Below are 24325 nucleotides of genomic sequence, written 5' to 3'. Positions count from 1 at the left end.
ACTGGTGGAGGATAAGTTAGAAAAATTAAAAGATTCATATATATAGCAATCAGGTTTTGGAATAGGAACAGCGGAGGAATCAATGATGAAAAAATTTAAATTGTTAAGTTTAAGTTTATTTGCAGCAATTTCTTTAAATGTATCCGTAAATATTTCAAGTATACAAGCAGCTGAAAGTTTGACACCTGAAGTTTCTGTCACATCCGATACACTTTGGTATTCAAAAGAAGTGCCCTATACAACGACACAATCGATGTGGGTAACGGTTACTCAAAACGGTAAAACGTATTCTGGTTATTTGTATAATCGTGGCTATGCTGTAGGGAAGCCGGGGTATTCCTTCTTTTCAGGCACGCTTAAAACAGGACCATATGCACCGCTTAGTAACGCAGAGCAGGAGTAATGGGGAAATCTGAATCTGATAATTTTCATATCCTCTTTGAAAAGGATAAGCCTCCGTTTTTTGGCAAATCTGCTCAAAGAGGAATTTATATTTTCAGCATACTAACAGGGTAAGGAGGAGGAATGATGAATGAAGTGATTCGTTTTCTTGTGAAAGGCTTGTTAAAAAGCAAATATATTTTTATATTACCTGTTGCAATTATTGTACTTGTCGGGACGATATTCGTTATTAATAGTACGCAATCGGGTGCTACCAAGCATGAACTGCAGGAAACGTTCAACAATCGAAAAGATACAGTACATTTGCTGATTACAAGTACATTAACTAAAGAACGGGTTATAGGTCTCACTACGGAAGAACAGCAATCATTGGGAAGTCTTTTATTGAAAGAACAATATATAGACGATATTTTAAAGAAATTAGACGAGAACGATTTACAGATTGCCGACCAGCTGCTTGCCTATTTAAACGAATATGAAAACTACATAGCATTCAAAGCAATTCCTTATCTTGGTGAACATACAGTGGCAGTTGAAAGGGAGAAAGCGGAAGCCATCATTGATCATCAGTTGGGCTATACCGAACAAGATACGCCATTTAAAACAGCCTTATTTACAAAGCAATTATTCCAAATTCTATTTAGCCCCGTTACGGCCTTTCTTCTATTATTAGTTTTTTGCTATAAATATATATTTGACCGGGAAAATCGGACATTCGATTTCTTTAAAATTAATTCATTGTCCAGTACAGCCATTTATTTTGGATACTTGATTCCTTTATTGATGGTCGTCCTGTGTTACATCGTTATTGCAAGTGTTGTGTCGTTACTGCCGCCACTATTAACAGGGAATCTGAACACAATTTACTATCCTGTTGAAGTGGCATTGAGTTCCGAAATCATTTTAGTCCCAATATGGAAATGGCTTGTGTTTATCCCGATTGGCTGGGGGATTTTCAGTGCGTTATTATTGCTGCTGTTTACTTGTCTGATTAAACAGCAAGCAAAATTAGGTTTACTATTCTCGCTGATCAGTTTACCGGTTTTAATCAGTTATATGATTTCATTGAAGACCGGGTTTCAGATGTATAACCCGATTCACTTGATTGTTTCGTATGAACAACTATTACTGGATTCGAATCGTTTTGTCCCTTATTTAATCATCATGTTACTGCTAGTAGTGATAGGTACCGGTATTACTTATGCTGTCATTAATATGAAAAATGTCAGTTTTGGAGTGCCTGAATTTACAGCATCGAAAAAACAGTATGTACCAAACAGGAAATTAAAATTATTACAATTTGAGCATCTAAAGAAGAAGCGGAAAGGCCATATTCTTATAACTGTTATTTTGCTGTTCGGAATAATTGGCGGTACGGTCATTGTAGTGAATGAGCAGTACCGAACATTTCCTGACAAAGCACTGAAAATAATTGAGCGTTCCCAAAATACGATTATCCAGGATCAAACACATTGGAAACTCGTCGCAGATGAATTTGAAATGGAGCAGGAATTGCAACGACGGATGGCTGAGGAAACGGGTGAAGAGCTGGAAATGCTTGATCAAAATCCTTATCAGTCAATGATTAAACAATTAGAAATGCGATTTGAGGCGTTGGAACATCTGAAGGCTGATATTCACTCTCCTACATTTGCCGAGACATTTCGCGATGTGATGAACTCATTTGAACCTGGTTCTTATAGAGAAAGTGAAAATACACTTTGGACATTGACTGACATGGCATCAGAAGAGCAGGAAATTATTCTGGATGGCAAAAGGATAACCCCGTGGCCGCTTGGACATAAATGGGTATCTAATTTTGATGATACGAGTCAGGCTTTAGATCAAGAACATTATGAACGTTTAAAGCTGTTCCAGGAACAAAATACAAAATACGGGGACAGCAGCTCGTTTGCAATCTACAGGTTCTTGGAATGGAACATGATGTGGTTCGTCCTGTTTTTATTTGTATTATTGTTATGGACAACGATGGCCGATGAATATAGGCCGAATCCATCGATGAGCTTTTTAGCAACAAAGCCAATTCGATTCTCTTCTATTTACGTATCGAAATGGAACTATAATTTAACGGTTGCCTTCAGTTTGTTGCTCATTACGGGTACTATTGTTTTCCTGATCGCTACATTTATTGGTGGAGTAGGTGACATGGATTATCCAATATTGATTTATGCAACAGAACGGCTGGAGGAGCACTATTTCTTTTCAACTGCGAACAATGCCTATTTTTATTTTGAAAATTTGATGGCGCTGCTTGTCAAAAGTGGAGTGCTTATATTCATGCAGCTCTTCTTTTTAAATAGCTTGTTCAGCTTTATCGGGAAATTGATGAAAAATCATTATGCAGCGATTATCGTTACATCCATACTTGTCATTGCCGGGTACTTTGCAGGGAACCATTATATTAATCTAACAAGTAGTGTGTATAATCCGTTTGTCTATTTTGATACATGGAATATTGTAGATGGCTGGAAATCGATTGAGGCACACAACGGAAAAGTGAACTTCCTGACGGGCGCGGTCATTTTACTAATCAGCGGAACCCTATTGTTCGTCATGGGGCTTCTATTTAAAAGGAAGGTGACATCATAATGGTATTGCAGGTGAACGAACTTGAAATGAAATACAAAAGTAAACAGGTGCTGGATAATATTACGTTTTCTATCGGTACCGGTGAAATAATAGGTATTGTAGGGCCGAATGGGGCAGGGAAATCTTCATTAATGCGCTCGGTATTAGGATTGGAAAAGATTAATAAGGGCACTGTCCATATAAACAATATTTCCAACAGCAACCCTGAATTCTTTAAATATATTTCCTTCTTGCCAAGTGATAATTACTTGTATATGCAGTTAACCGGTTATGATCATCTGTCGTTTGTGGCTAATATTTACCATATACAGCAAAAAGAAATAGAAGATGTCATAGAGTTGATCGGCATCCGCTCGTATGTGCATCAGCCCGTCAAATCTTATTCTTACGGGATGCGCCAACATTTGCTGATCGCGTTAAGTATATTGACAAAGCCGCTCATTATTTTAATGGATGAACCTTTTAATGGACTGGACCCGACGAGCATTATTGAATTAAAACAATTGATTGAAGTGCTACATGCAAAAGGAATCAGTATCGTCATTTCGACGCATAACCTGGATTTACTGGAAGATTTGACGGAGACAATCTGGTTCATTAAAGAAGGAAAGCTTTACACAAATCCATTGCATTCAAATAAGAAAGTACAATACGAAATTAAGTATTCATATCATAGTGATCTTCCCCAAGTAATGAAAAAGAGCCATCTTCCTTATAAAATTAAAGGTGATTTACTCATTACAGATGCTGCATTTGCGATTGAAACCTATCTTCAATGGTTATTAAAAAATAGTGTGCAAATCCAATCTGTGAATCCGATCAACCGGAACTTGGAAGAAATGTATCGTGATTTTTATAATCTATAATAGAAACAAGCCGTTGTCATAAAGTATGACAACGGCTTTATTTTTAGTTGAAATCGATAAACTAAACAGTAAGAGAGCCTCTAAATCCTCGGGCACCGTAGTACGAATCTGCGCCATTATGGTACATGAAAACCGTCTCATATCGACGGTCGCAGAAAATTGCTCCGCCAAGTTTACGGATATCCGGTGGTGTCAAAACCCAGCTTGATGTTTTTAAATCGAATTTCCCAAGTTGCTGCAATGAGCGGTATTCGACTTCCGTTAAAATTTCAATTCCCATTGAAGACGCCATATTCATTGCACTGTCTTCCGGTTTGTTCTTTTTACGCGCATCTAATGCTTCCTGGTCATAACAAATACTTCTGCGTCCTTTAGGGCTTTCAGCTGAGCAATCCATAAAAGTGTATGTGTCCGTTTCCTGGTTATATGCAACGACATCAGGCTCACCTTCTGTACGTTCCATTTCATTAAGAGACCATAGTTTTACCGGATTTGCTTCGAGCTTTGTCTGCACATTTTCCCAATCGATATTCGGATGACGCTCCATATGCTGTAAAAAGCGTGCTTTCAATGTTGTAAGAAGCTGTTCTTGCTGTTCGTTTGTTAATACTTTTTTAGCTGCCATAATATTGAACACCTCGTTAAGTAGTTGATGCCTTTAATGATACTTTAGTTATGAGAATAATGTCTACTAATGGTTAATTTTCATAATAAATAAATCTACTAAAAAACATAGAGTGCATCAAAATTATATTTGCACGAAAATGAATTGTTTCATATGCATAGACAAATGAATTAATATGGTATATACTAATGTTAATAAGAAATGTTACAAGACAACAATAAATTCACCTATTACAATATGTATTCGTGTTTTATTTAGTACTTATTGTAATATGTGAATTTTTTTCTTTATGAGGAATTGTGATCTTATTAAATTTAATTAAATGGAGGTCATTTAAATGACACAAGGTACAGTAAAATGGTTTAACGCAGAAAAAGGTTTTGGATTTATCGAAGTTGAAGGCGGAAACGACGTATTCGCTCACTTCTCAGCAATCCAAGGCGACGGTTTCAAATCTTTAGACGAAGGTCAAAAAGTTGAATTTGAAATCGAAGACGGTCAACGTGGCCCACAAGCTACAAACATCGTAAAACTTTAATTTTAAAGTTGCAACGATAAACTGCATCCCAAATATGGGGTGCAGTTTTTTTGTGGCTAAATTTAAAAAGCTGCTGAAGGAGAAAGAAATATAGTTTACAGGTGAGCGGGACCATTTTGTTAGGAAAGTTATACTAAAAGAGGATTTAATGGTAAAATTTATGGAAAGGGGGGTATTAATTTGTTTAATGAATTGAACGCTGTTATTGATCAATTAGAAGGCAAAGAACGGAAAGCCTTATTAATGCAAATCTTTTTACGGATGCAAGTAGTCGAAGAAAGAAATGGTTATTCAGAGGAGCAATTCTTTTTAGATATTAAAAATACATATAACAACCTGTTGGAGTACAAAAAGAATCAAGCAAACGTTGAGCCTGTACAATATCAAGCAACACATATTGTCTTCGGGGACTCGCCATCAGGCAGCCTGAAATTTGCTTTAAAAAAGTTAGGGCTAAGTCATCAGGAAAGGATTATTACGTTTTCCGATTTGTTTTCTATTGGTCCCATTTGGAACTTACATAACTTACAAGGTATTTCGAATCGATCTAAATGGTTTAGAAATCATATCATTATTGATGATGAGGATCTCTATCATCACGAAGAACATTTTAAACAAACGATTGTAGACCTTCAACAAACGCCAAATGATCACCCAATTATTATTTGGGCGGGGGAAAATGCACATGAACAAACAGGTTTACGGTTTGTACTTTATTTATTAAAAGAGAAGGCAAACGATATCCATATCATTCATACTAATGAAGCATATAAAACTTATTTTGATCGACCCGATATCGATTTTACGCCGTTAAATATGGGGGAACTGTCATCAGATCAATTAATGGAAATTTACGAAAACGAGAAAAAGGGTCATCTATTGACGCAAGCGGAACGTAAAACTTTAGAAGATGAATGGAAGCAGCTTTGTCAAACTAATGATGTTTTACGAATCTGGGAAAATCAAAAGATAAAAAGTGTTCCTGAAAATTTTTATGATACTTACATTATCAATACAGTGAAGAAACTTCATCAAAATAAACAGAATAAGGAATTTATAAAATCAGCCAGAATTATCGGAGAAGTAATGGGTCATTTAGATCAATATATTGGTGACCATTTTTTGGAATATCGTGTCAGACGTTTAATTGTCGATGGTGTATTTGATTTGGAAGGTGTACCAAAGGCAATGCGTTACTATAGCATAAAAATTCGGTGAAGGTACTATATGTAAATTTAGCAACACTTCAAAACATCCAGTATAAGAGCAGGGGAGTATATGAAAAAAATTAATATACCGATCATTTTGAATGTAGCCGTACTTATCTTTATAATGGCGACCTTTTATTGGGGATTTGAACAATTATTTATGACGAGACTGGTGTTAATTTTCTTTGCACTTGTCTGCTTATTATTTGAAATAAAAAAGGATTACATTTCTAGAAATAAGATGTTATTTATCATTTTTAGTGTCGTTAGTCTAATCCAATAGTGATAAGTATTCTTGCAGATAATAGCTCATTAAATCACGCAATCAATAATACGGATTATCTTATTCCTTTGTTTACGTATGTCCTGATAGTCATTATGTATAAAGAGCTGTATACGGAAAGTGGATAAAGGATCAGAGGAATAATCGATTGAAAAAGATGCTTAGCCAAATCAGGCAAAGCATCTTTTTAGATTGTTGCGGTATTTACAAAATCAAACCAAACTTAGTTTAAAAGCGCCTCACGTACCTCATCACGAAAATCTGCATCGTTCAAAAGCTTTCTTTCAAATGAATTTCGGTTATTTCTCAACAGGAAATGCTCATGAAATTTCAGGTTATTAAGTAAAATAACAAATTCGTACTGATCTCCCTTAAGGTTTTCAACATACATCGCGTTGTTTAAGACGAACAGTGTAGAGCCGCCCTTTGAGCCAATATGTGTATATTTCTTATAATTTTCTTCATTTAATTGCATCGGCCACTCCATTAGATCCCGGATTGTTTCAGCTGCATTTGATGGCAGCTCGTCATTGGAAATAAGGGCGAGCAGTTTCCCGTAATCATTTGCAGAAGCGCCAATTAACCGATCTGACCAAACTCTTTGTACGGCAGGGGATGAGTCAAATGTAGTCTCACTTGCATTAATTTCTCCTGTTTTCATTTGAAGGCTTATCGATTGAGCTAACTTGCGATAGTCGTCCATTGATAACTTTTGGAGCGCCTTGATTAATTCTTTTTCGGACATCCCATCCTTTTGGATAGATTCAGGAATGAGGAGCGCACTGCCAATTGGATAAATGTCTTCGTGCTGTGTTAAGCCTAACGCTGTTTTACGCTGATTTATCGCATCAATACCGAGCAGATTAATTAAATAATCTGTATTGGCATTTGAGCTATACGTAATCATTCCTTTTGCAACATCATGCAAAGTGACTTCATTATTTTGGATGCCCCGATCTTGTTTCACAGCTTCTAACCATGCTTCATGACCGCCCCCATCAGTATTTTTCCAATAAAAACGGTTCAAGTCGCCCAAAGGTATTGACTGGTCTTTTTGAATTTTATTTTCTTCGACCTGCATGGCATATTCAACTGCAATAAGGATTTTTACTGTACTTGCTAATGGCCGTATAACAGTTGACTGGTAAGTAATGACAGGTTCGCCGTTTTCAGCAAAATAAAAGGAGCTGGATTCCGGATTTTCCTTTAAATGTTGAATAACATAATTGGGATTGTCCCGAAGTAGAGCATATGCTGCAATTCCTGCAATTAAAGTAATGACCCCATAAATCGTTAACCTCTTTTTTGTATAGGTTTTACGATCAAACAAAATCATAGCCAGAACACCAAATAGGAAAGCAATGAGGAAATTTATATTGAAAACTAAAACGGCAATAATAATTCCGGATATAATTCCAATCGTTACAATGGCTTTCTGAACTTCTTCACGAGTTCTTTGCGCCTTATTCAAAAAGGGAATTAAAGTAAAGAAAATAATACCGAGCAGACCAATCCAACCATAAATATTCATATATGACCTTTCCTCCTTCTTATCCAATCCCTAAAGCAAAGTGGGTAATTCCATAAATTGTTATTACTGTTATTTACGGAGGGAAGCAGTAAAAGTTTCATTTCTTTTTGATTTGTCTATGTATGTAATCTCCTTGAAAAGCCAAAATGAAAAGAAAACGCTACAAATTTGTAGCGCTTCCTTCTCGTTAATTATTGTTGGTTGTTTGAATTGCCGCGTAATTGCTGCTCTGCCATTTGAACTAGGCGTTTCGTAATTTCGCCACCTACAGAGCCGTTAGCACGAGCTGAAGCGTCTGGTCCTAATTGAACACCAAACTCTTGTGCAATTTCGTACTTCATTTGGTCAACTGCTTGTTGTGCACCAGGTACACGTAATTTGTTTGAGCTATTGTTGTTTGCCATTGTTATCGCCTCCTTATGACATTAGAATGCACAGGGAAGAAAGTTTCATACCATATCAGAATTAGGTAATTTACAGTTCAATTGGTAACGTTTTTATAATATGGTGTTTTTATAATAATCAAATCATAGATAAACACTAAATCACACAGGATAGCTCGCACCGCAACTAAAACAAATTAGAAAATTGTCGGATTGTAACATATGGAATAAAGTGGTTTAATTGGGACATACAGTATAGATCCATCATCGTTACAGAAAGGAATGACTTTTTTGAATACAATTATCGAAAACAATAAAAAAAGCTGGGATATTGTAGCGAAGCATTTTGCTGGAGGAGATGCGCTGCCAAGCTATGGACCTTTAGCACAAACAGAAGAGGAACTGAATTTAATCGGAAGTGTTGCCGGCAAAACAGTGCTGGAAGTTGGATTTGGGAGCGGTCATTCTCTTTTATATATGAATAACAATGGTGCAAAGGGGCTTTGGGGTGTTGATTTTTCGAGTGCCCAAATGGACCTGGCGCAGAAAACGTTAAACGGCATCAAGGCAAACTTATTTACGGCTCCAATGGAAGAAGAAATCGGTCTGCCGAAAAATTATTTTGATTTAGTGTATTCCATTTATGCGATTGGCTGGTCAAGTGATCTTCCGGCAACGTTTAAGTTAATTTACAGCTACTTAAAAGAAGGAGGCGAATTTATTTTCAGCTGGGAACACCCTTTCTATAATCAAATCAAATGCCGAGATCATCAGTTTAGTTTAACGGATTCCTACCAGCGTGAAGGATATATCGAAACAACGACATTTAAAGGGGAAGATGCGCCAATGCAAATACCGAAATATAAAATTGCGACATTTATAAATGCACTTTTAAAAGCAGGCTTTGAACTTGTAGAAATTATTGAAAGTGATATTCCGGTACATGCAAAAGGTGAAGAAATTCCGTATTCCGAAAAATATTATTCTCTACATAAAGCAAGCCACTTTCCAACAACCTTTATCGTAAAAGCTCGTAAACGTACTATATAGGAGGCAACTATAATGATTCGAAAGTTAACAAACGAAGACCTTGAAACTACATTGGCACTTGTACATAAAAAGCCGGCAGAAAATTTATTTATCATCGGTGATATTGAAGCGTATGGGATGGAATCGGATATCCAGGATTTATGGGGGCAATTTGAAGGTGATCAGCTAAAAGCGATTTTACTGCGCTATGATCAAAACTATATCCCGTATAGTGAAGGAAATTATGATACCGAGGGATTTGCCAAAATAATTAACGAAAATCGAGGTCAGATAGAACTATCAGGGCTTCAGCATTTAGTCGCTCCATTAAAGAAATGGATTGACCGCGTTATTCGTCGGGACAGCGAAACGTATTATGCAAAATGTACAGAATTGACCGTTCCCACATCTGATTTAGATTTTTCAAATGTGACGTATTTACAGCCAAGTGAATACGAAGAAAATATTGACATGCTCAGATCGATTCCGGAATTTTCAACGGGGACATTTAGTGTAGAAGGAAGAGAGCGCGCAGAAAAATTTAAAACGGGGCGTACTTATATTATTTGTGACGAACAGGGTGTGATGGTCTCTTCAGCATCAACAACAGCGGAAAATTCTCAGTCCGCGATGATTGTAGGCGTCGGAACGAGACCGGGATACGGGAAAAAAGGATATGCGACACATTGTATGTTGAAACTTTGCCGAGACCTGCTCGCTGAAAGAAAATCAATTTGTCTGTTTTATGATAATCCGGCTGCTGGACGCATTTATAAGCGGATTGGATTTGAGGATATCGGTTTTTGGTCAATGGTTCGTTATGAAGAGAAAAATTAAGGGGGACAAATATTGTGAAAACATTATTGGCAGAACAACCGATTCAGATTAACGCCTATGATATCGATGCGATGGGCATTGTAAGTAATATTGTGTATGTAAGGTGGTTTGAGGATTTACGTATGGCATTTTTAAATGAGCATTATCCATTAGCAGAGATGATGGCTGTGCAAATATCCCCGATCTTGATGAAAACAGAGATTGAATATAAAGCCCCTTTAACAATTTTCGATCAACCAGTCGGTCGGTGCTGGATGGTGAAAATCGGGCAATCTAGTTGGGAAATGGAACTGGAAATTACAACGGAAAAGCATATCCATTGCATCGGAAAACAATCAGGATGCTTTTTCAATTTAGAAAAGAAAAGAGTTGCGAAAATTCCTGATCCATTAAAGAAGCTTTTTGAAATGGAGCAATAAAATATGATGAAAGAACAATTAGAAGGAATTGTAAAAAAGTCGATTAATCTGGATTTAATTGATTTTAACGAATTAATCCAGTTCATGCTAAAAAATATTGGAAATCCGGATGGCTATTTACGTGACAACTTAATTTATCGGGGATTTTGCGAATTAATGCTGAATGAGCAATTTACTGAAGAACAATTAGTTTTAATATTAAAAATATGTTCGGATGATGAGCACCTTTATTTAAATATTACACAGAGCAATCCTTCTGATGATGTATTTACGAGATCTTTTTCAGCACTTGTTATTACCCTTATTTTAGGGATAGATCGTGAAAAAAGAAGTTTGCCTGAAGAACTTGTTGTTGAGGCTATTCACCGAAGTATTCATTATTTATTTCTTGAGAAGGATTACCGGGGATTCGACACTACAAAGGGCTGGGCACATGCGGTTGCACATGGAAGTGACTTATTAACAGAAGCAATTAGACATCCGTTGATGAAGGATTCCAAATTATTATGTAGTGCATTACAAAGTTTAAAAAGCTGTCTTCATACTGAATATGCTTTAATTGATGAGGAAGAAGAGCGTATGTTACCGGTCATTGAAGCATTACTGGAAAAGGGATTGACAGATGAGCAATTGGTAACGTGGTTAAAAGGATTGCATTACATAGAAGTAGAGGATTGGCATAAGAAATACCGGTATGAATGGAACGTAAAGAAATTTGAGGCAACATTATTAAAACATTTATTAAAATCGACCAAATGTACAAAAACAGCCGATTGGATTGTTTTTGGAAATTCAACTTTTGTTTAGTAAGGAGTTGAAAAATTGAGACGTATTTTTTTAATGATACTGCCATTCATTTTATACATAACAGGCTTACTCGCATATTATTTTGATAAGATTAACGGTTATCAATTTATTATTTTTATTATAGTGGGCCTGGGTATTTCAATTTTCGGATTCTTTGTTTACCGGATCCAGAAGAAGTTGAAAGCAGCTTTTTTAGGGATTTTTTATATACTAGCCCTATTAGCTGTCTTTGAAAGCCGACTGATTGATTATGAAAAATATACTTATTTTCTTATGTCATATAACGAGCCTTTTGAAATAGTGGAAGACTCAGGAATCAATGTATTGGCAGTGGAAGTGATTGAGATCCCATATATAACGGACTTGAACTACTTAATTCATACTATGGAATTTTCAACTAATAAAGAAGTTTTGGATGCGGAAGTTGTTACGAATAAAATCCGGTATCGTTCGAAAAATGAAGAATTACTTAGTTATGTACGTCCTACGGAGAAACATTTTGAGACGATGAAGGAAAATGTCATTGCTTATTTACCAGAAAACGCTTTTGCTATTAATCAATTTTTAGAAAGAGAAGATATAGAAGGTGACAGTGCAGGACTTGCGACCGTATTAAGCGCTCTTATCGAAAATGGTGACGTTAACAATAATATTCCGATTGCCGTAACTGGAGCGATTGATAGCAAAGGAAATGTGAAGGAAATCGGTTCAATAAAAGCGAAAACTTTGATTGCCGAACAAAGCGGTTTTTCTTATATTTTTTTGCCTGATGAGAATGCAGAAGAGGCAAGGAAAGTGAAAAAAGATGAGCAGCTTAATATAGAAATTATCGCTGTGGCATCTATAGAAAATGCTGTAACTGATATAAAAAAACTAAATGAAACAGGGGCATTAAATAAATAAAATGAAAAACAGAAAATAAACAATCTTTGTTAATTAAGATAGGAAATTAATGTGCAAAGGACTGAAATAATGAAGGAACAATGCTTTATCTTCACTGAAAAAAACTGATATCATAATAATTGTTCTATCATTTTTTAATAGACTATGTTATTTTTATAATAATTTAATAATTTGCAATTTAAATAAGTGCTTACAGAATTTTGTAAGGTAAAAGGGAAATTAGTGAAAGACTAATGCAGCCCCCGCTACTGTAATAGCTGATGAAATCACAATGAATCACTGTCGTATAGATGGGAAGATGTGAAAGTAAAAGGAAGCTTAAGCCAGGAAACCTGCTTATTTAAACGATACTTACTTTTCGGAGGGAGAAGTATAGGCGAAACAAGTAATTGTTTTTGTGTTTTTCTATACTTTTTTAGTATTAATTTCACATGCCCGTACCTCTTTCTAACGAGAGGTGCGGGCTTTTTTTATTTCTTAGTGGATAAGCAATACTAGTTTTTAATGAAATCCACATAAGAAAAATTATCATCACGTCCTATTTGGTGCGAGATGTATTTTTCTAATAGGGAGGGTGTTTACATGCAAAAAGGAAAGATCTTTGTTGTAGGGTTCGGACCTGGTGATCGGGAACATATAACAAAACGTGCAGTCGATGCACTACAGCAAAGTGATCACATTATGGGCTACAAAACGTATGTTGAACTGATTGAGCACTTAGTGACGGCGAAAACTATCGTCAGTACGGGAATGACTGAAGAAGTTTCACGTGCGCAAGAAGCTGTAAAACAGGCTGAAGCCGGCCATATAGTTGCTGTTATTTCCAGTGGTGATGCAGGTGTTTACGGAATGGCGGGCCTCGTATATGAAGTATTAATCGAAAAGGGATGGACTGCAAAAGAAGGGATTGAAGTAGAAGTCGTTCCGGGTATATCAGCGATTAACTCCTGTGCAAGTTTACTTGGCGCTCCTGTTATGCATGATTCGTGCACAATTAGTTTAAGTGACCATTTAACACCATGGACGGTTATCGAAAAACGGATTGAGGCAGCGGCAATGGCAGACTTTGTCGTTGCGTTTTACAATCCTAAATCCGGCAGACGGACAAGACAAATTGTGGAAGCACAACGAATATTGCTTAAGTATCGTTCACCTGATACACCTGTCGGATTAGTAAAAGCTGCCTATCGGGATACGCAGGACATTGTATTAACAACACTAGAAGAAATGCTCGAACATGATATCGGAATGCTGACAACGGTCGTCGTTGGGAATTCCTCAACATTTTACTACGATAATAAAATCATTACACCGCGTGGTTATCAGCGAAAATATACTTTAGGGCAAGAAAAACAACTATTAAAACCGCACCAACGTTTGAAAAAAGAAGCGGAACCTTGGGCGTTGGATCAGGAAACGGGTGAAGCAAAGACCGGGTATGAAAAAATTGAAGCTATAGAGAAAAAAATAGTTGAACCAGCAGCCATTAAAACAACCGCATTACAGCTTGCAAATGAAGCATTAGCGCTCGTACATAAAGAAACGTCAGCAGTAAAAGTTGAAGAAAATCCTTTTTTAGTGCAGCAAGAAGTGGAATCCATATTTGAGTTTGCTGTATCACCAGGTGTTGCCAATAAAATGATTACACCTGCACAAATGATTACATTGGCAGAGGTTGTAGGAGAACGGGGTACGATGGAGTATACGCCTGATCACCGTCTCGTGTTGAAGGTACCAACTGATTCACCTCAAAGAATCGTAGAAACGGTAGAAAAAACGGGTTTACTTGTTCAACCTGTCGGCGACGTAGTAATCGTCAAGGCGTGTGATTTCTGTTACGGCGAAAAAGCCGAATCCATTCCATATGCTGAAGAGATTATGGAAACACTTGGTGGCATTAAAATGCCGAAAGAACTACATGTCGGTTTTAACGGTTGCGGAATGGCATGTTATCGCGCGGTTTTTGATGATATCGGCATTGTTTACCGCAAGAAAAAGTTTGATTTGTTTATCGGTTCCAAACCAGTTGGACGAACAGCACATGCAGCACAACCTGTCCTTGAAGGGATTGATCCCGAAAAATTGATTCCTTTACTAACAGAAATCGTTGCGGACTATAAAGAAAATGCACATCCGAATGAACGTTTCTTCAAATATTTTAAACGTGTAAAAAAAATCCTGAATTTCAATTATGTTGATATGTCATGCAAAATTAAAGTGGAAGAGGCCCCTTGTGGAGATTAGGTGAAATGATGATTTTATTTTTAGCTGGAACAAGTGATGCAAGAGAGCTGGCGGTTCAATTAATGCAAGCGGGACAAGAATTGGTGGCGACTGTCGTGACGGAATCTGCTGCAGCGAGTCTACACGAAGCGAATGTTCCGTACCATGTCGGTCGTTTAACAGAACAGCAAATGAAGGAACTAATTGAAGAACGGCGGGTAACAACGGTTATCGATGCCAGTCATCCATATGCGGAAGAGGCTTCCAAAACAGCGATGGCCGCTGCAAATTTAACGGGTATTCCCTACATTCGATATGAACGTCCGCAGCAGAGTTATGTACATCCGCTCGTTACGGAAGTGGAAACGTATAAAGAAGCGGCAATTGCTGCATCCGCACATTCAGGAACAATTATGCTGACAACAGGCAGTAAAACGCTGGCCGTTTTTACGGAGCAATTATTAAATAGCGTAAATATTCGTCTTGTCTGCCGGATGCTGCCAAATAAAGAGAATATGGAGAAATGCGATGACCTTGGGGTGAAGCAACGCGATATTATCGCAATCCAAGGCCCGTTTTCAAAAGAACTGAATAAAGCGCTTTACGAACAATTCAGCACAACACTTATTATTACAAAGGAAAGCGGGAAAGTCGGTTCAGTAGACGAGAAGATAGATGCGGCTCTTGAAATTGGTATTCCTGTCATCTTAATTAAAAGACCAAAAATACAATATGAAAACTTATGCACTTCATTCGAGAAAGTGTTTGAAAAATTAGGAGGCAAATAATAATGGCAAATATGAATTTTAATACAGACTTTGTACCACTAACAGTAGACCCGGACAAAATTTATGATTACAGTTTTGCGATCATTAAAGAAGAAATGGGCGAACATTCTTTTACAGACGAACAATGGCTTGTCGTTCGCCGCGTTATCCATGCTTCTGCAGACTTCGAATTGGGACGCAGCATGATTTTTACGGATGATGCGATTGAAGCGGGCATTCAGTCAATTTTAGCAGGACGTCATGTTGTAGCTGATGTTCAGATGATTGAAAGTGGTTCAGGGCGCAAACGATTCCAAAAACATGGCGGGGATTTACATTGTTATATCGCAGATGAAGACGTTTCAATCGAAGCAAAAAAACTTGGAACAACCCGTGCCATTATTTCGATGCAAAAGGCGACTCAACTACAAGAAGGCGGTATTTATGCAATTGGGAATGCCCCAACAGCTCTACTTGAATTAATTCGTCTGATTAAAGAAGGCCTTGCAAAGCCGGACTTAATTATTGGGATGCCTGTTGGGTTCGTTTCGGCAGCAGAATCGAAAGCGGAATTAGCGATTTTAGAAGGAATTCCGTTTATTACGAATGTAGGAAGAAAAGGTGGCAGTACTGTAACCGTCGCAGCACTAAATGCCATCTCAATCATGGCAGATGAACGAGCAAAAGAAGCGAAATAAAAAAGATCCGTCGGAAATGCGTCACGGCTACACAACAGGAGCTTGTGCAACTGCGATGACAAAAGCTGCCTTGTACGCACTTGTGACCGGAGAAGTTCCTGAACATGTAACGATTCATTTACCTGTAGGAAGGGATGCCACATTTACGGTGGTATCTTTTGCAGTAAAGGAAAATGAAGTGATGTGTGAAACGATTAAGGATGCAGGGGATGATCCGGATGCAACACATAAAGCACGTATTCAAAGTACGGTTCGTTTTATAGAGAAAAGCGGTGTTCACTTAGATGGTGGAATCGGTGTTGGTCGTGTAACAAAAGCAGGACTGCCCGTGCCTGTCGGAGAAGCGGCTATTAACCCTGTTCCGAGAAAAATGCTTCATGGTGTCGTCGAAGAGGCGATTCAACTTTTCCAAATTGACAAGGGAATCGAAGTTATTATTTCCGTTCCGGACGGTGAGGAAATCGCGAAGAAGACATTAAATGCAAGGCTGGGAATACTGGGCGGCATTTCCATATTGGGTACGCGCGGAACGGTGGTACCCTTTTCAAGTTCGGCCTATATGGCGAGTATCGTGCAGGCAATTAGTGTTGCAAAAGAAGCAGGCTGTGACCATCTTGTCATTACAACCGGCGGACGCAGTGAAAAATATGCAATGAAGCAATATCCGCATTTACCGGAAGAAGCATTTATAGAGATGGGGGATTTCGTCGGTTTTACGTTAAAGCATATCGCCCGTAAAGAGATTCCCCAAGTGTCACTTGTGGGGATGATGGGGAAATTTTCAAAGGTAGCACAGGGTGTCATGATGGTGCATTCAAAAAGTGCGCCGATCAGTTTCCCATTTTTGGCTGAAATCGCGAAAAAAGCCGGAGCTGATCCAGAAATAATCGAGCAAATATTACATGCGAATACGGCATCACAAGTAGGAGAAATCATGCAGGGGAATGACCAATTTTTTGAAGCGCTTTGTAAAAACTGCTGTTACTTTGCACTGGATCATATGAAAGCGAAATTACGTGTTTCCACATCGCTGTATGCAATGAACGGGGACATGCTAGGAAAGGCTGAGAATATTGAACAATTGGATGAAAATGATTGGTATCGGGGATAACGGACCAGCAAGTTTACTCCCTCAATATAACGCTTGGATTGAATCAAGTGAAGTACTAGTTGGTGGCGAGCGTCATCTAGACTTTTTCCCCGATTACACTGGCGAAAAGGTCATTATAAAAGGTGGACTATCACAATTAGTGGAAAAGCTGCAAGAAGAAAAAAGAAACATCGTTATTCTAGTATCGGGTGACCCGCTATTTTATGGACTAGGCGGTGTTTTGGCAAAGAAGCTCCCGTTAGAAATTTACCCTTATGCTAGCTCTGTTCAATTAGCATTTACAAGAATGCAGGAAAGCTGGCAGGATGCCTATTTAACGAGTGTTCATGGCCGATCAATGAAGGGGCTTGCCCAAAAGATCGATGGCCGGAAAAAAATAGCGATATTGACCGATGAAGAAAATTCACCGAATGCACTTGCCCGCTATTTAAATGCGTTTGGCATGACCGAATACGATGCGTTTGTAGCAGAAAACTTGGAAGGTCCAACTGAACGATGTCGTCATCTTTCTTTGGATGAAATGGAGAAGGCCGAATTTTCACCATTGAATGTCGTTATTTTAAAGCAGCGTGAAGCTGTTGAGCGTACGTCAATCGGTATTGATGATGACAAGTTTATTCAGCGGAAACCTGATAAAGGGCTCATCACAAAAAAGGAGATCCGAGTTCTTTGTTTACAAGCGCTGCAATTAAAAGAAACGAGTATCGCATGGGACATTGGGACATGCACAGGCTCAGTTGCCATTGAGATGTCCAAAATTGCGCGTGAAGGTCAAGTATTTGCGATAGAAAAAAATGAAGCCGATTTAGAAAACTGTCTTCAAAACCAGCATATTCATCGTACAGATTTTACAGCTGTTTTAGGAAAAGCTCCAGAAAGGTTAGAGGAATTTCCTGAACCGGACGCGATTTTCATTGGTGGCAACGGCGGTAATATGGAGCAGTTGCTGCATCTATGTGTGAATCGATTAAAGCCAAATGGCCGCATTGTTATGAACATCGCAACAATTGAGAACTTAGCAGAAGCTATGGGGCATTTTAAAAAATTCCACTGTGATGTTTCTGTACTGCAGGCACAAATCTCAAAAAGTAAGCCAATTTTAAATTTAACGCGTTTTGAACCTTTAAATCCAATTTTTATCGTAACAGCACAGAAAGGGTTGGAATTATGACAATCGGTACATTAATCGGATTAGGTGTTGGACCAGGTGATCCGGAACTTATTACAGTAAAAGCGTTTAGAATGTTAAAAGAATGCCCGGTCATTGCGTATCCTCAAAAATTGCGCGGCAGTAAATCGTACGCGCAACGAATAATCGATGTGTACATTAATCCGGCAGAAAAAGAAATGCTGGGGCTTGTATTTCCGATGACGAAGGACGAGGAGACGTTGCAGGAAGCATGGTCAAAATCCGCAGAGAAAATCTATGCACATTTGAAAGAAGGCCGAGATGTCGCATTTGTAACAGAAGGCGACCCGATGCTTTTTAGTACATATATACACTTGATGAAATTAATGAAGGAAATGCATCCCGACGTTCCAATGAAATCGATTGCAGGGATATCTTCATTTAATGGAACTGCCAATCGTTTAGGAATCCCATTGGCAGACGGCGATGAACATGTAGCAATGATTCCGGCGACTTCGGATATGGCAGAGATGCGTCGCGTTATTGAGACCCATGACGGGATTGTGTTCATTAAAGTAGCGAAAGTATTGGATGACATGCTGGATTTGCTTGAGGAAATGAACTTACTAGAAAAAACGTTTGTTGTGACAAAAGTAACTTCAGATGAAGAAATTATTTGGAAAACGAATGAATTGCGTGGAGCTGAGCTCAATTATTTATCATGTATGGTGGTGCGAAAATAATGAAGAAAATTTGGATTATAGGTGCTGGCCCCGGCGACCCGGATTTAATTACCGTAAAAGGCCTTAAACTTCTTCAACAGGCGGATGTTGTCATGTATACAGATTCGTTAGTTAGTGAAACGCTAGTTGCCGAAGCCCGAGAGGATGCAGAAGTAATCCGTACAGCAGGCATGCATTTACAAGAGATGGTTGATTGCATCGTTGAACGTGTCAATGCAGGGAAAATGGTTGTGCGTTTACATACGGGTGACCCGGCAATGTACGGGGCAACAATGGAACAAGTGGCATTGTTGAAAAAACATAATATTGGCTATGACGTTATTCCAGGTGTTAGTTCCGTATTTGCTGCCGCTGCAGCCGTAGGGGCAGAACTAACGGTTCCTGATTTAACGCAAACGTTGATCTTAACACGAGCAGAAGGACGTACACCGGTACCTGAGCGTGAAAAACTGCAAGCATTGGCAAGCCATCATTGCACAATTGCAATGTTTTTAAGTGCCACATTAACGAAAAAAATTACTAAAGAACTACAGGCTGCAGGCTGGTCGGACGATACACCGGTTGTCGTTATTCAGCGGGCTTCATGGCCAGATCAAAAAATCGTTCGCACGACAATTGCTGAACTGGATGAAGCGATGCGGACAAACGGCATTCGCAAACATGCGATGATTTTAGCCGGCTGGGCACTTGATCCGAACATTCATGAAAAAGATTACCGTTCAAAATTGTATGATGCTACATTTACACATGGTTTCCGTAAAGGTGTGAAAGTCGATGATTAATTTATGTGAAGGGGAAATACCGGAAGTTCGTGTGACAAAACCTTATGCACTTGTAGCCATTACAAAGCACGGTGTGGCGAATGCGCGAAAGTATGCGGAGAAGTTTCCGTATGTCGATGTATATTATATGAAGAAATTTGAGCAGGGCGATGAGGCTGAAAAAAATATTCAATTATTTGACGGGACGGTGCGCCTGTTACTGCCTGCATTATTTAAAGCATATAAGTCGATGATATTGATTATTTCCCTTGGTGCAGTCGTTCGGATGATTGCCCCAATTTTAGTAGATAAAAAGAAAGATCCGGGTGTTCTTGTTGTTGATGATAAAGGACAATATGTCGTAAGTGTTTTATCCGGACATATCGGTGGTGCGAATGCCCTGGCAAATGAGTTTGCACAAGCAATCGATGCGACTCCGATTGTAACTACAGCATCCGATGTTCAAAAAACAATCGCGGTTGATTTATTTGGTGCACGGTACGGATGGGTTTGGGAAAGTGAAGAGAAATTAACGCCTGTCAGTGCTTCAGTAGTAAATGAGGAACAGGTTGCGATTGTTCAGGAAACGGGTGAAAAAAAATGGTGGCTGCATGAAACACCGATGCCTGATACCTTGAAAATTTACCGGACAACAGGGGAAGCAATCGCTGCAAAACCACATGCCACATTGCTCATTACTGATCGGATTATCGAAAAAGAGGAAGAAATATTACTTGAAAACGGTGTAATTTACCGACCAAAATCAATTGTTTTAGGAATGGGCTGTAATCGCGGAACATCTGCAGAAGAAATTGAACAACTAATTGATGAAACGCTTGCAGAACTAAAGCTGAGCAAAAAAAGCGTCAAAGCAATCGCCACAATCGATTTGAAAAAAGATGAACAAGGTTTCCTGCAAGTAACGGCTAGAAACAACTGGCAGTTTATAACGTATACACCCGCAGAGCTAAATGAAATGCCGCTGCAAAATCCATCGGAAACTGTTTTTAAATTTACAGGGGCATACGGTGTTAGTGAACCTGCTGCATTACGGTGTGCCAATGCGATAGACTGGCTGTTGGAAAAAAAGAAAAGCGGCAATGCAACCATTTCCATTGCCCGGATTACGTTTGATGAGGAGGAAATCGAATGAATCGTTTCGTATTGGCCGGAACAGGCAGTGGCGTAGGAAAAACAACATTTACAATTGGCATTATGCGTGCACTGATGAAGCGCGGCTTAACTGTTCAAGGATTTAAATGCGGTCCGGATTATATCGATCCGACGTATCATACAGCGGTAACGAGAAGGTCTTCACGCAATATTGACAGTTTCATGATGACCGAAGATGTCGTACGCACAATTGTTGCGAGAAACAGCATTGATTCAGATGTTTCGATTATTGAAGGTGTCATGGGATTTTATGACGGGAAGTCGCCATTATCGAATGAAGGATCGGCGGCACATATTAGTGAAATTACAGACAGTCCGGTAATTTTAATTGTTAATGCAGCAAGTATGGCCCGAAGCGTCGCTGCTATAGTAAAAGGATTCCAGCAGTTGGACAAGAACGCCAATATTGTGGGGGTTATTGCCAATCAGCTTGGGAGTAAAGGCCACTTTGAAATTATTAAAACAGCGATCGAACATGAATGTAGCATCCCCGTTCTCGGCTACCTGCAAAAAGGTGCGGTACCAGCGTTGCCGAGCCGTCATTTAGGTTTAGTACCGGCTATTGAACGAGGAGAGCTCGATCCGTATTTCGATGAGCTTGCAGCTGCTATTGAAGCAACTGTTGATCTGGATTTATTGTTACAAGTCACAAAAGCGTCCGAATTGGAGCAAACTTCAAAGATTTTCGAAATACAAGGAAATACGCAAGAAATTCATTTGGCTGTAGCAAAAGATGCAGCATTTAACTTTTATTATGAAGAAAATTTTGAATTACTGAAAGCAAACGGTGCAAAACTCCATTTCTTCTCGCCACTTGAAAATGAACCGGTTCCTGAACTGGCACAAGGTTTGTATATTGGAGGAGGGTTCCCTGAAGAATTTGCTGAGAAACTTGCACAGAATGAACAGGCAAAAAATTCGATAAAACAAGCGATTGAAAAGGGAATCCCGACACTTGCGGAATGTGGCGGCTTCATGTATTTAACAGAAGAAATTTTCAACCGTGAAGGAAATGGCTACAAAATGCTTGGTGTCATTCCGGGAAGCGTTCGGATGCAAGATAAGTTAGCGGCGTTAGGTTACAGAGAAATTACCGGTGTGGAGGGCAACTTTTTAATTGGTAAACAGGAGCTGGCTAAAGGTCACGAATTCCATTATTCCGTATACGAAGGAAATCATGAAACACCTGCTTATTTTACAAAAGGGCGCTTTGGAGCGAAACAGGAAGGGTACTCACATGGGAATCTAGTTGCTGGATATACACATTTTCATTTCGCATCCAATCCACAACTCGTGAAAAATTGGCTTGCAGCTTGTTTGGAGGTAAGAGTATGAATTATTTTCCGTTAATGGTCAATATTGAGTTTAAAAAAGTGGTGATCATTGGTGGTGGCCATGTAGCCCGTCAAAAAGTGGAAGCATTATTACCTACGAATGCTGAAATTACCGTTGTAAGTCCGACAGTAACGGATAAGTTGAAAAACTATTTAGATGAAGGCAGAGCAGTTTGGAAACAAAAGCTTTTTGAACCGGCTGATTTAGACGGTGCAGCCCTCATTTTTGCGGCAACGAATGATGAAGCGGTAAATGATGTTGTGGAAGAAGCAACACAGCATTGGCAATTATTAAATCGTGCAGATGCTTTAGGTCGTATGGATTTTATGAATCCTGCAGTTGTCCGTCGTGGAGATTTTGTTGTAACGGTGTCGACAACTGGCGCAAGTCCGGCGCTTACTAGAAAAGTAAAAGCGGACTTAGAGGAACAATACGATGAAAGTTATGCAGAATATGTTTCATTTTTAAAGGAAGCCCGTCTGCTTATTTTGAAAAACTATGAAGGCGATGCAAAAAAAGCAGCGCTCGCTCAATTGCTTGAACCTGAAATACTCGATTGGATTCAGCAAAAGAATGAGGAAAAATGTGCACAGTTTTTACGTCAGATTGAAGCGGGAGAAGTCAATTGAGCGGATTTGTTTATATAGTTGGTGCTGGACCGGGTGACCCGAAATTACTGACAATACGTGCATTAGAGTGCATTCAGATAGCTGAAGTCATTTTATATGACAGATTAGTAAACCCAGAAATTTTAAAACACGCACCAGCCCATTGCGAATTAATTTATTGTGGCAAAAAACCGGGAAAGCATGGCCTCATACAAGACGAAATTCATCGTGTGCTCGTTGAAAAAGCACAGCAGAACAAGCAGGTTGTGCGTCTAAAAGGTGGCGACCCATTTGTCTTTGGACGAGGCGCAGAAGAAGCAGCTGTTCTTCGCAATGAAAATATTGAATTTGAAATTGTCCCAGGGATCACAGCAGGGATAGCGGCACCGGCATATGCAGGCATACCCGTTACACATCGTGATTATGCAACAAGCTTTGCGATTGTTACCGGGCATGGCCGTGAAGAAAAGGGTCAGGATTTTTTAAGCTGGGCAAGTCTCGCACAAATCGATACGATTGCGTTTTATATGAGTATCGGTAATATCGATCATATTACGAAAAGTCTAATCAGACACGGAAAGAAACCGACAACCCCGGTTGCAGTAATTGAATGGGGAACAACAAGCAATCAGCGTACGATTACAGGTCAATTAGAGACGATTTCCGAACAAATTCAGCAGGAGAAAATGGTCAACCCTTCGATGATTCTAGTTGGGGATGTTGTAGGAATTCGTGAAGAAATTGCCTGGTTCAATGAAAGGATTGAGACAACATGTTAGAAGCATTAAAAAAACGACGGGCGGTTCGTCAATTTTTAGCTAAGGAAGTAGAACAGGAAAAGATTGAACAATTATTGGAAGCAGCAACTTATGCACCGAATGACCGTATGCGCGAGCCTTGGCAATTTTATGTGCTGCAAGGAGATAGTTTAAAACGTTTTGAACAAGTAGCATTCAATTATTTACAGCAGCGCTTCCCGACAAAACCAAACTTAGTGGAAAGCTCCATGCAGGCCGTTACAAAAACACCGCTTATCATTGTCGTTACTTCTGCTGTAGTCGAAGGTGATGAAGGGGCGACGCTGGACAATAAATTTGCTGTCAGCAGTGCAATCATGTCGATGTGGCTGATGGCTGAAGCGCTTGGTTTAGGCATGGTGTGGCGGACACGCGGAGTCGGTCTTGTACATGAAACAGCTTTGCATGAATTTATCGGGGCGACGGATTCCGAACACCTCGTAGGTACGTTATGTATTGGCTATCCGGAGGAACCAGGTACAACGGAGAAAAAACGTACACCATTTTCAGAAAAAACTACTTGGGTATAGGGAGGTACT

At 39.0% G+C, this 24325-nt stretch carries 25 protein-coding genes and 1 riboswitch; of the genes, 22 read left to right on the top strand and 3 right to left on the bottom strand.

The window, feature by feature from the left end:
* Window positions 1–85 precede the first annotated feature (85 nt).
* The 3 genes from M3166_RS06510 to M3166_RS06500 all read left to right on the top strand — a co-directional run bounded on the left by M3166_RS06510 (window position 86) and on the right by M3166_RS06500 (window position 3878).
* Window positions 86–403: a hypothetical protein gene (locus tag M3166_RS06510; protein WP_251688463.1), complete on the top strand. Its 318-nt coding sequence runs from the start codon at window positions 86–88 to the stop codon at window positions 401–403.
* Between the two features lie 125 nt (window positions 404–528).
* Complete coding sequence (locus tag M3166_RS06505; RefSeq protein ID WP_251688461.1) at window positions 529–3012, top strand: hypothetical protein; 2484 nt, start codon at window positions 529–531, stop codon at window positions 3010–3012.
* Window positions 3012–3878, top strand: coding sequence for an ABC transporter ATP-binding protein (locus M3166_RS06500; RefSeq protein WP_251688460.1), 867 nt, complete (start codon window positions 3012–3014; stop codon window positions 3876–3878). Before M3166_RS06505 ends, M3166_RS06500 begins: the two co-directional genes overlap by 1 nt.
* 61 nt (window positions 3879–3939) lie before the next feature.
* Here M3166_RS06500 and M3166_RS06495 read toward each other — a convergent pair whose 3' ends face one another.
* On the bottom strand, window positions 3940–4503 hold the full coding sequence (locus tag M3166_RS06495) for a DUF4256 domain-containing protein (protein ID WP_251688458.1): 564 nt from the start codon (window positions 4501–4503) through the stop codon (window positions 3940–3942).
* 337 nt (window positions 4504–4840) lie between these two features.
* On the opposite strand from M3166_RS06495, the gene M3166_RS06490 reads away from it, so the two are divergent.
* Both M3166_RS06490 and M3166_RS06485 read left to right on the top strand, forming a co-directional pair.
* A complete protein-coding gene (locus M3166_RS06490; RefSeq protein ID WP_191701229.1) occupies window positions 4841–5041 on the top strand; it encodes a cold-shock protein in 201 nt (66 codons plus the stop codon).
* Between the two features lie 180 nt (window positions 5042–5221).
* On the top strand, window positions 5222–6259 hold the full coding sequence (locus tag M3166_RS06485) for a DUF1835 domain-containing protein (protein WP_251688456.1): 1038 nt from the start codon (window positions 5222–5224) through the stop codon (window positions 6257–6259).
* 496 nt (window positions 6260–6755) lie between these two features.
* Here M3166_RS06485 and M3166_RS06480 read toward each other — a convergent pair whose 3' ends face one another.
* On the bottom strand, window positions 6756–8063 hold the full coding sequence (locus M3166_RS06480; RefSeq protein WP_251688453.1) for a serine hydrolase: 1308 nt from the start codon (window positions 8061–8063) through the stop codon (window positions 6756–6758).
* Window positions 8064–8254: 191 nt separating this feature from the next.
* Window positions 8255–8467, bottom strand: coding sequence for an alpha/beta-type small acid-soluble spore protein (locus M3166_RS06475; RefSeq protein WP_008406565.1), 213 nt, complete (start codon window positions 8465–8467; stop codon window positions 8255–8257).
* Window positions 8468–8728: 261 nt separating this feature from the next.
* On the opposite strand from M3166_RS06475, the gene M3166_RS06470 reads away from it, so the two are divergent.
* The 17 genes from M3166_RS06470 to M3166_RS06390 all read left to right on the top strand — a co-directional run bounded on the left by M3166_RS06470 (window position 8729) and on the right by M3166_RS06390 (window position 24316).
* The gene (locus M3166_RS06470; RefSeq protein ID WP_251688451.1) at window positions 8729–9496 is read left to right on the top strand and encodes a class I SAM-dependent methyltransferase; all 768 of its coding nucleotides are present in this window, start codon (window positions 8729–8731) and stop codon (window positions 9494–9496) included.
* A 12-nt stretch (window positions 9497–9508) separates the two neighbouring features.
* A complete protein-coding gene (locus tag M3166_RS06465; protein WP_251688448.1) occupies window positions 9509–10312 on the top strand; it encodes a GNAT family N-acetyltransferase in 804 nt (267 codons plus the stop codon).
* A 14-nt stretch (window positions 10313–10326) separates the two neighbouring features.
* A complete protein-coding gene (locus M3166_RS06460; protein ID WP_014824155.1) occupies window positions 10327–10731 on the top strand; it encodes an acyl-CoA thioesterase in 405 nt (134 codons plus the stop codon).
* A 3-nt stretch (window positions 10732–10734) separates the two neighbouring features.
* Window positions 10735–11538 (top strand): DUF2785 domain-containing protein, encoded by an 804-nt coding sequence (locus M3166_RS06455; RefSeq protein ID WP_251688446.1) that lies wholly within the window; start codon window positions 10735–10737, stop codon window positions 11536–11538.
* A 15-nt stretch (window positions 11539–11553) separates the two neighbouring features.
* Entirely contained in the window at window positions 11554–12441 is an 888-nt protein-coding gene (locus tag M3166_RS06450) for a S16 family serine protease (protein WP_251688444.1), read from the top strand.
* Window positions 12442–12608: 167 nt separating this feature from the next.
* A riboswitch (cobalamin riboswitch) is annotated at window positions 12609–12795 on the top strand.
* A gap of 228 nt (window positions 12796–13023) precedes the next feature.
* Window positions 13024–14685, top strand: a complete 1662-nt coding sequence (cobJ, locus tag M3166_RS06445; protein ID WP_251688442.1) for a precorrin-3B C(17)-methyltransferase — start codon at window positions 13024–13026, stop codon at window positions 14683–14685.
* 8 nt (window positions 14686–14693) lie between these two features.
* Entirely contained in the window at window positions 14694–15452 is a 759-nt protein-coding gene (gene cobK, locus M3166_RS06440) for a precorrin-6A reductase (RefSeq protein ID WP_251690024.1), read from the top strand.
* 2 nt (window positions 15453–15454) lie between these two features.
* Entirely contained in the window at window positions 15455–16129 is a 675-nt protein-coding gene (locus M3166_RS06435) for a precorrin-8X methylmutase (RefSeq protein WP_008406575.1), read from the top strand.
* Complete coding sequence (locus M3166_RS06430) at window positions 16104–17240, top strand: cobalt-precorrin-5B (C(1))-methyltransferase (protein ID WP_353056570.1); 1137 nt, start codon at window positions 16104–16106, stop codon at window positions 17238–17240. The genes M3166_RS06435 and M3166_RS06430 overlap by 26 nt, the downstream gene beginning before the upstream one ends.
* On the top strand, window positions 17215–18411 hold the full coding sequence (cbiE, locus tag M3166_RS06425) for a precorrin-6y C5,15-methyltransferase (decarboxylating) subunit CbiE (protein WP_251690023.1): 1197 nt from the start codon (window positions 17215–17217) through the stop codon (window positions 18409–18411). The genes M3166_RS06430 and cbiE overlap by 26 nt, the downstream gene beginning before the upstream one ends.
* On the top strand, window positions 18408–19112 hold the full coding sequence (gene cobI, locus M3166_RS06420; protein ID WP_251688438.1) for a precorrin-2 C(20)-methyltransferase: 705 nt from the start codon (window positions 18408–18410) through the stop codon (window positions 19110–19112). Before cbiE ends, cobI begins: the two co-directional genes overlap by 4 nt.
* Window positions 19112–19894: a precorrin-4 C(11)-methyltransferase gene (gene cobM, locus M3166_RS06415; protein ID WP_251688436.1), complete on the top strand. Its 783-nt coding sequence runs from the start codon at window positions 19112–19114 to the stop codon at window positions 19892–19894. Before cobI ends, cobM begins: the two co-directional genes overlap by 1 nt.
* Window positions 19887–21026: a cobalt-precorrin 5A hydrolase gene (locus tag M3166_RS06410; RefSeq protein ID WP_251688434.1), complete on the top strand. Its 1140-nt coding sequence runs from the start codon at window positions 19887–19889 to the stop codon at window positions 21024–21026. The genes cobM and M3166_RS06410 overlap by 8 nt, the downstream gene beginning before the upstream one ends.
* Window positions 21023–22381 carry a cobyrinate a,c-diamide synthase gene (locus M3166_RS06405; RefSeq protein ID WP_251688432.1) on the top strand — a complete coding sequence of 453 codons (1359 nt, stop codon included), beginning with the start codon at window positions 21023–21025 and terminating at the stop codon, window positions 22379–22381. Before M3166_RS06410 ends, M3166_RS06405 begins: the two co-directional genes overlap by 4 nt.
* Complete coding sequence (locus M3166_RS06400; protein ID WP_251688430.1) at window positions 22378–23010, top strand: precorrin-2 dehydrogenase/sirohydrochlorin ferrochelatase family protein; 633 nt, start codon at window positions 22378–22380, stop codon at window positions 23008–23010. Before M3166_RS06405 ends, M3166_RS06400 begins: the two co-directional genes overlap by 4 nt.
* A complete protein-coding gene (cobA, locus tag M3166_RS06395; RefSeq protein ID WP_251688428.1) occupies window positions 23007–23768 on the top strand; it encodes a uroporphyrinogen-III C-methyltransferase in 762 nt (253 codons plus the stop codon). The genes M3166_RS06400 and cobA overlap by 4 nt, the downstream gene beginning before the upstream one ends.
* Window positions 23762–24316 carry a nitroreductase family protein gene (locus tag M3166_RS06390; protein ID WP_251688426.1) on the top strand — a complete coding sequence of 185 codons (555 nt, stop codon included), beginning with the start codon at window positions 23762–23764 and terminating at the stop codon, window positions 24314–24316. The genes cobA and M3166_RS06390 overlap by 7 nt, the downstream gene beginning before the upstream one ends.
* Window positions 24317–24325: the final 9 nt, after the last annotated feature.

Source organism: Solibacillus isronensis (genome assembly GCF_023715405.1).
GTDB classification, from domain to species: Bacteria; Bacillota; Bacilli; order Bacillales_A; family Planococcaceae; genus Solibacillus; species Solibacillus isronensis_B.
This window is presented reverse-complemented; position numbering and strand designations above follow the sequence as displayed.

Coding starts and splice junctions, on each gene's coding strand:
- M3166_RS06510 (WP_251688463.1), top strand. CDS start 86: ATGAAAAAATTTAAATTGTTAAGTTTAAGTTTATTTGCAGCAATTTCT.
- M3166_RS06505 (WP_251688461.1), top strand. CDS start 529: ATGAATGAAGTGATTCGTTTTCTTGTGAAAGGCTTGTTAAAAAGCAAA.
- M3166_RS06500 (WP_251688460.1), top strand. CDS start 3,012: ATGGTATTGCAGGTGAACGAACTTGAAATGAAATACAAAAGTAAACAG.
- M3166_RS06495 (WP_251688458.1), bottom strand. CDS start 4,503: ATGGCAGCTAAAAAAGTATTAACAAACGAACAGCAAGAACAGCTTCTT.
- M3166_RS06490 (WP_191701229.1), top strand. CDS start 4,841: ATGACACAAGGTACAGTAAAATGGTTTAACGCAGAAAAAGGTTTTGGA.
- M3166_RS06480 (WP_251688453.1), bottom strand. CDS start 8,063: ATGAATATTTATGGTTGGATTGGTCTGCTCGGTATTATTTTCTTTACT.
- M3166_RS06475 (WP_008406565.1), bottom strand. CDS start 8,467: ATGGCAAACAACAATAGCTCAAACAAATTACGTGTACCTGGTGCACAA.
- M3166_RS06470 (WP_251688451.1), top strand. CDS start 8,729: ATGACTTTTTTGAATACAATTATCGAAAACAATAAAAAAAGCTGGGAT.
- M3166_RS06465 (WP_251688448.1), top strand. CDS start 9,509: ATGATTCGAAAGTTAACAAACGAAGACCTTGAAACTACATTGGCACTT.
- M3166_RS06455 (WP_251688446.1), top strand. CDS start 10,735: ATGATGAAAGAACAATTAGAAGGAATTGTAAAAAAGTCGATTAATCTG.
- cobJ (WP_251688442.1), top strand. CDS start 13,024: ATGCAAAAAGGAAAGATCTTTGTTGTAGGGTTCGGACCTGGTGATCGG.
- cobK (WP_251690024.1), top strand. CDS start 14,694: ATGATTTTATTTTTAGCTGGAACAAGTGATGCAAGAGAGCTGGCGGTT.
- M3166_RS06435 (WP_008406575.1), top strand. CDS start 15,455: ATGGCAAATATGAATTTTAATACAGACTTTGTACCACTAACAGTAGAC.
- M3166_RS06430 (WP_353056570.1), top strand. CDS start 16,104: ATGAACGAGCAAAAGAAGCGAAATAAAAAAGATCCGTCGGAAATGCGT.
- cbiE (WP_251690023.1), top strand. CDS start 17,215: ATGAAAATGATTGGTATCGGGGATAACGGACCAGCAAGTTTACTCCCT.
- cobI (WP_251688438.1), top strand. CDS start 18,408: ATGACAATCGGTACATTAATCGGATTAGGTGTTGGACCAGGTGATCCG.
- cobM (WP_251688436.1), top strand. CDS start 19,112: ATGAAGAAAATTTGGATTATAGGTGCTGGCCCCGGCGACCCGGATTTA.
- M3166_RS06410 (WP_251688434.1), top strand. CDS start 19,887: ATGATTAATTTATGTGAAGGGGAAATACCGGAAGTTCGTGTGACAAAA.
- M3166_RS06405 (WP_251688432.1), top strand. CDS start 21,023: ATGAATCGTTTCGTATTGGCCGGAACAGGCAGTGGCGTAGGAAAAACA.
- M3166_RS06400 (WP_251688430.1), top strand. CDS start 22,378: ATGAATTATTTTCCGTTAATGGTCAATATTGAGTTTAAAAAAGTGGTG.
- M3166_RS06390 (WP_251688426.1), top strand. CDS start 23,762: ATGTTAGAAGCATTAAAAAAACGACGGGCGGTTCGTCAATTTTTAGCT.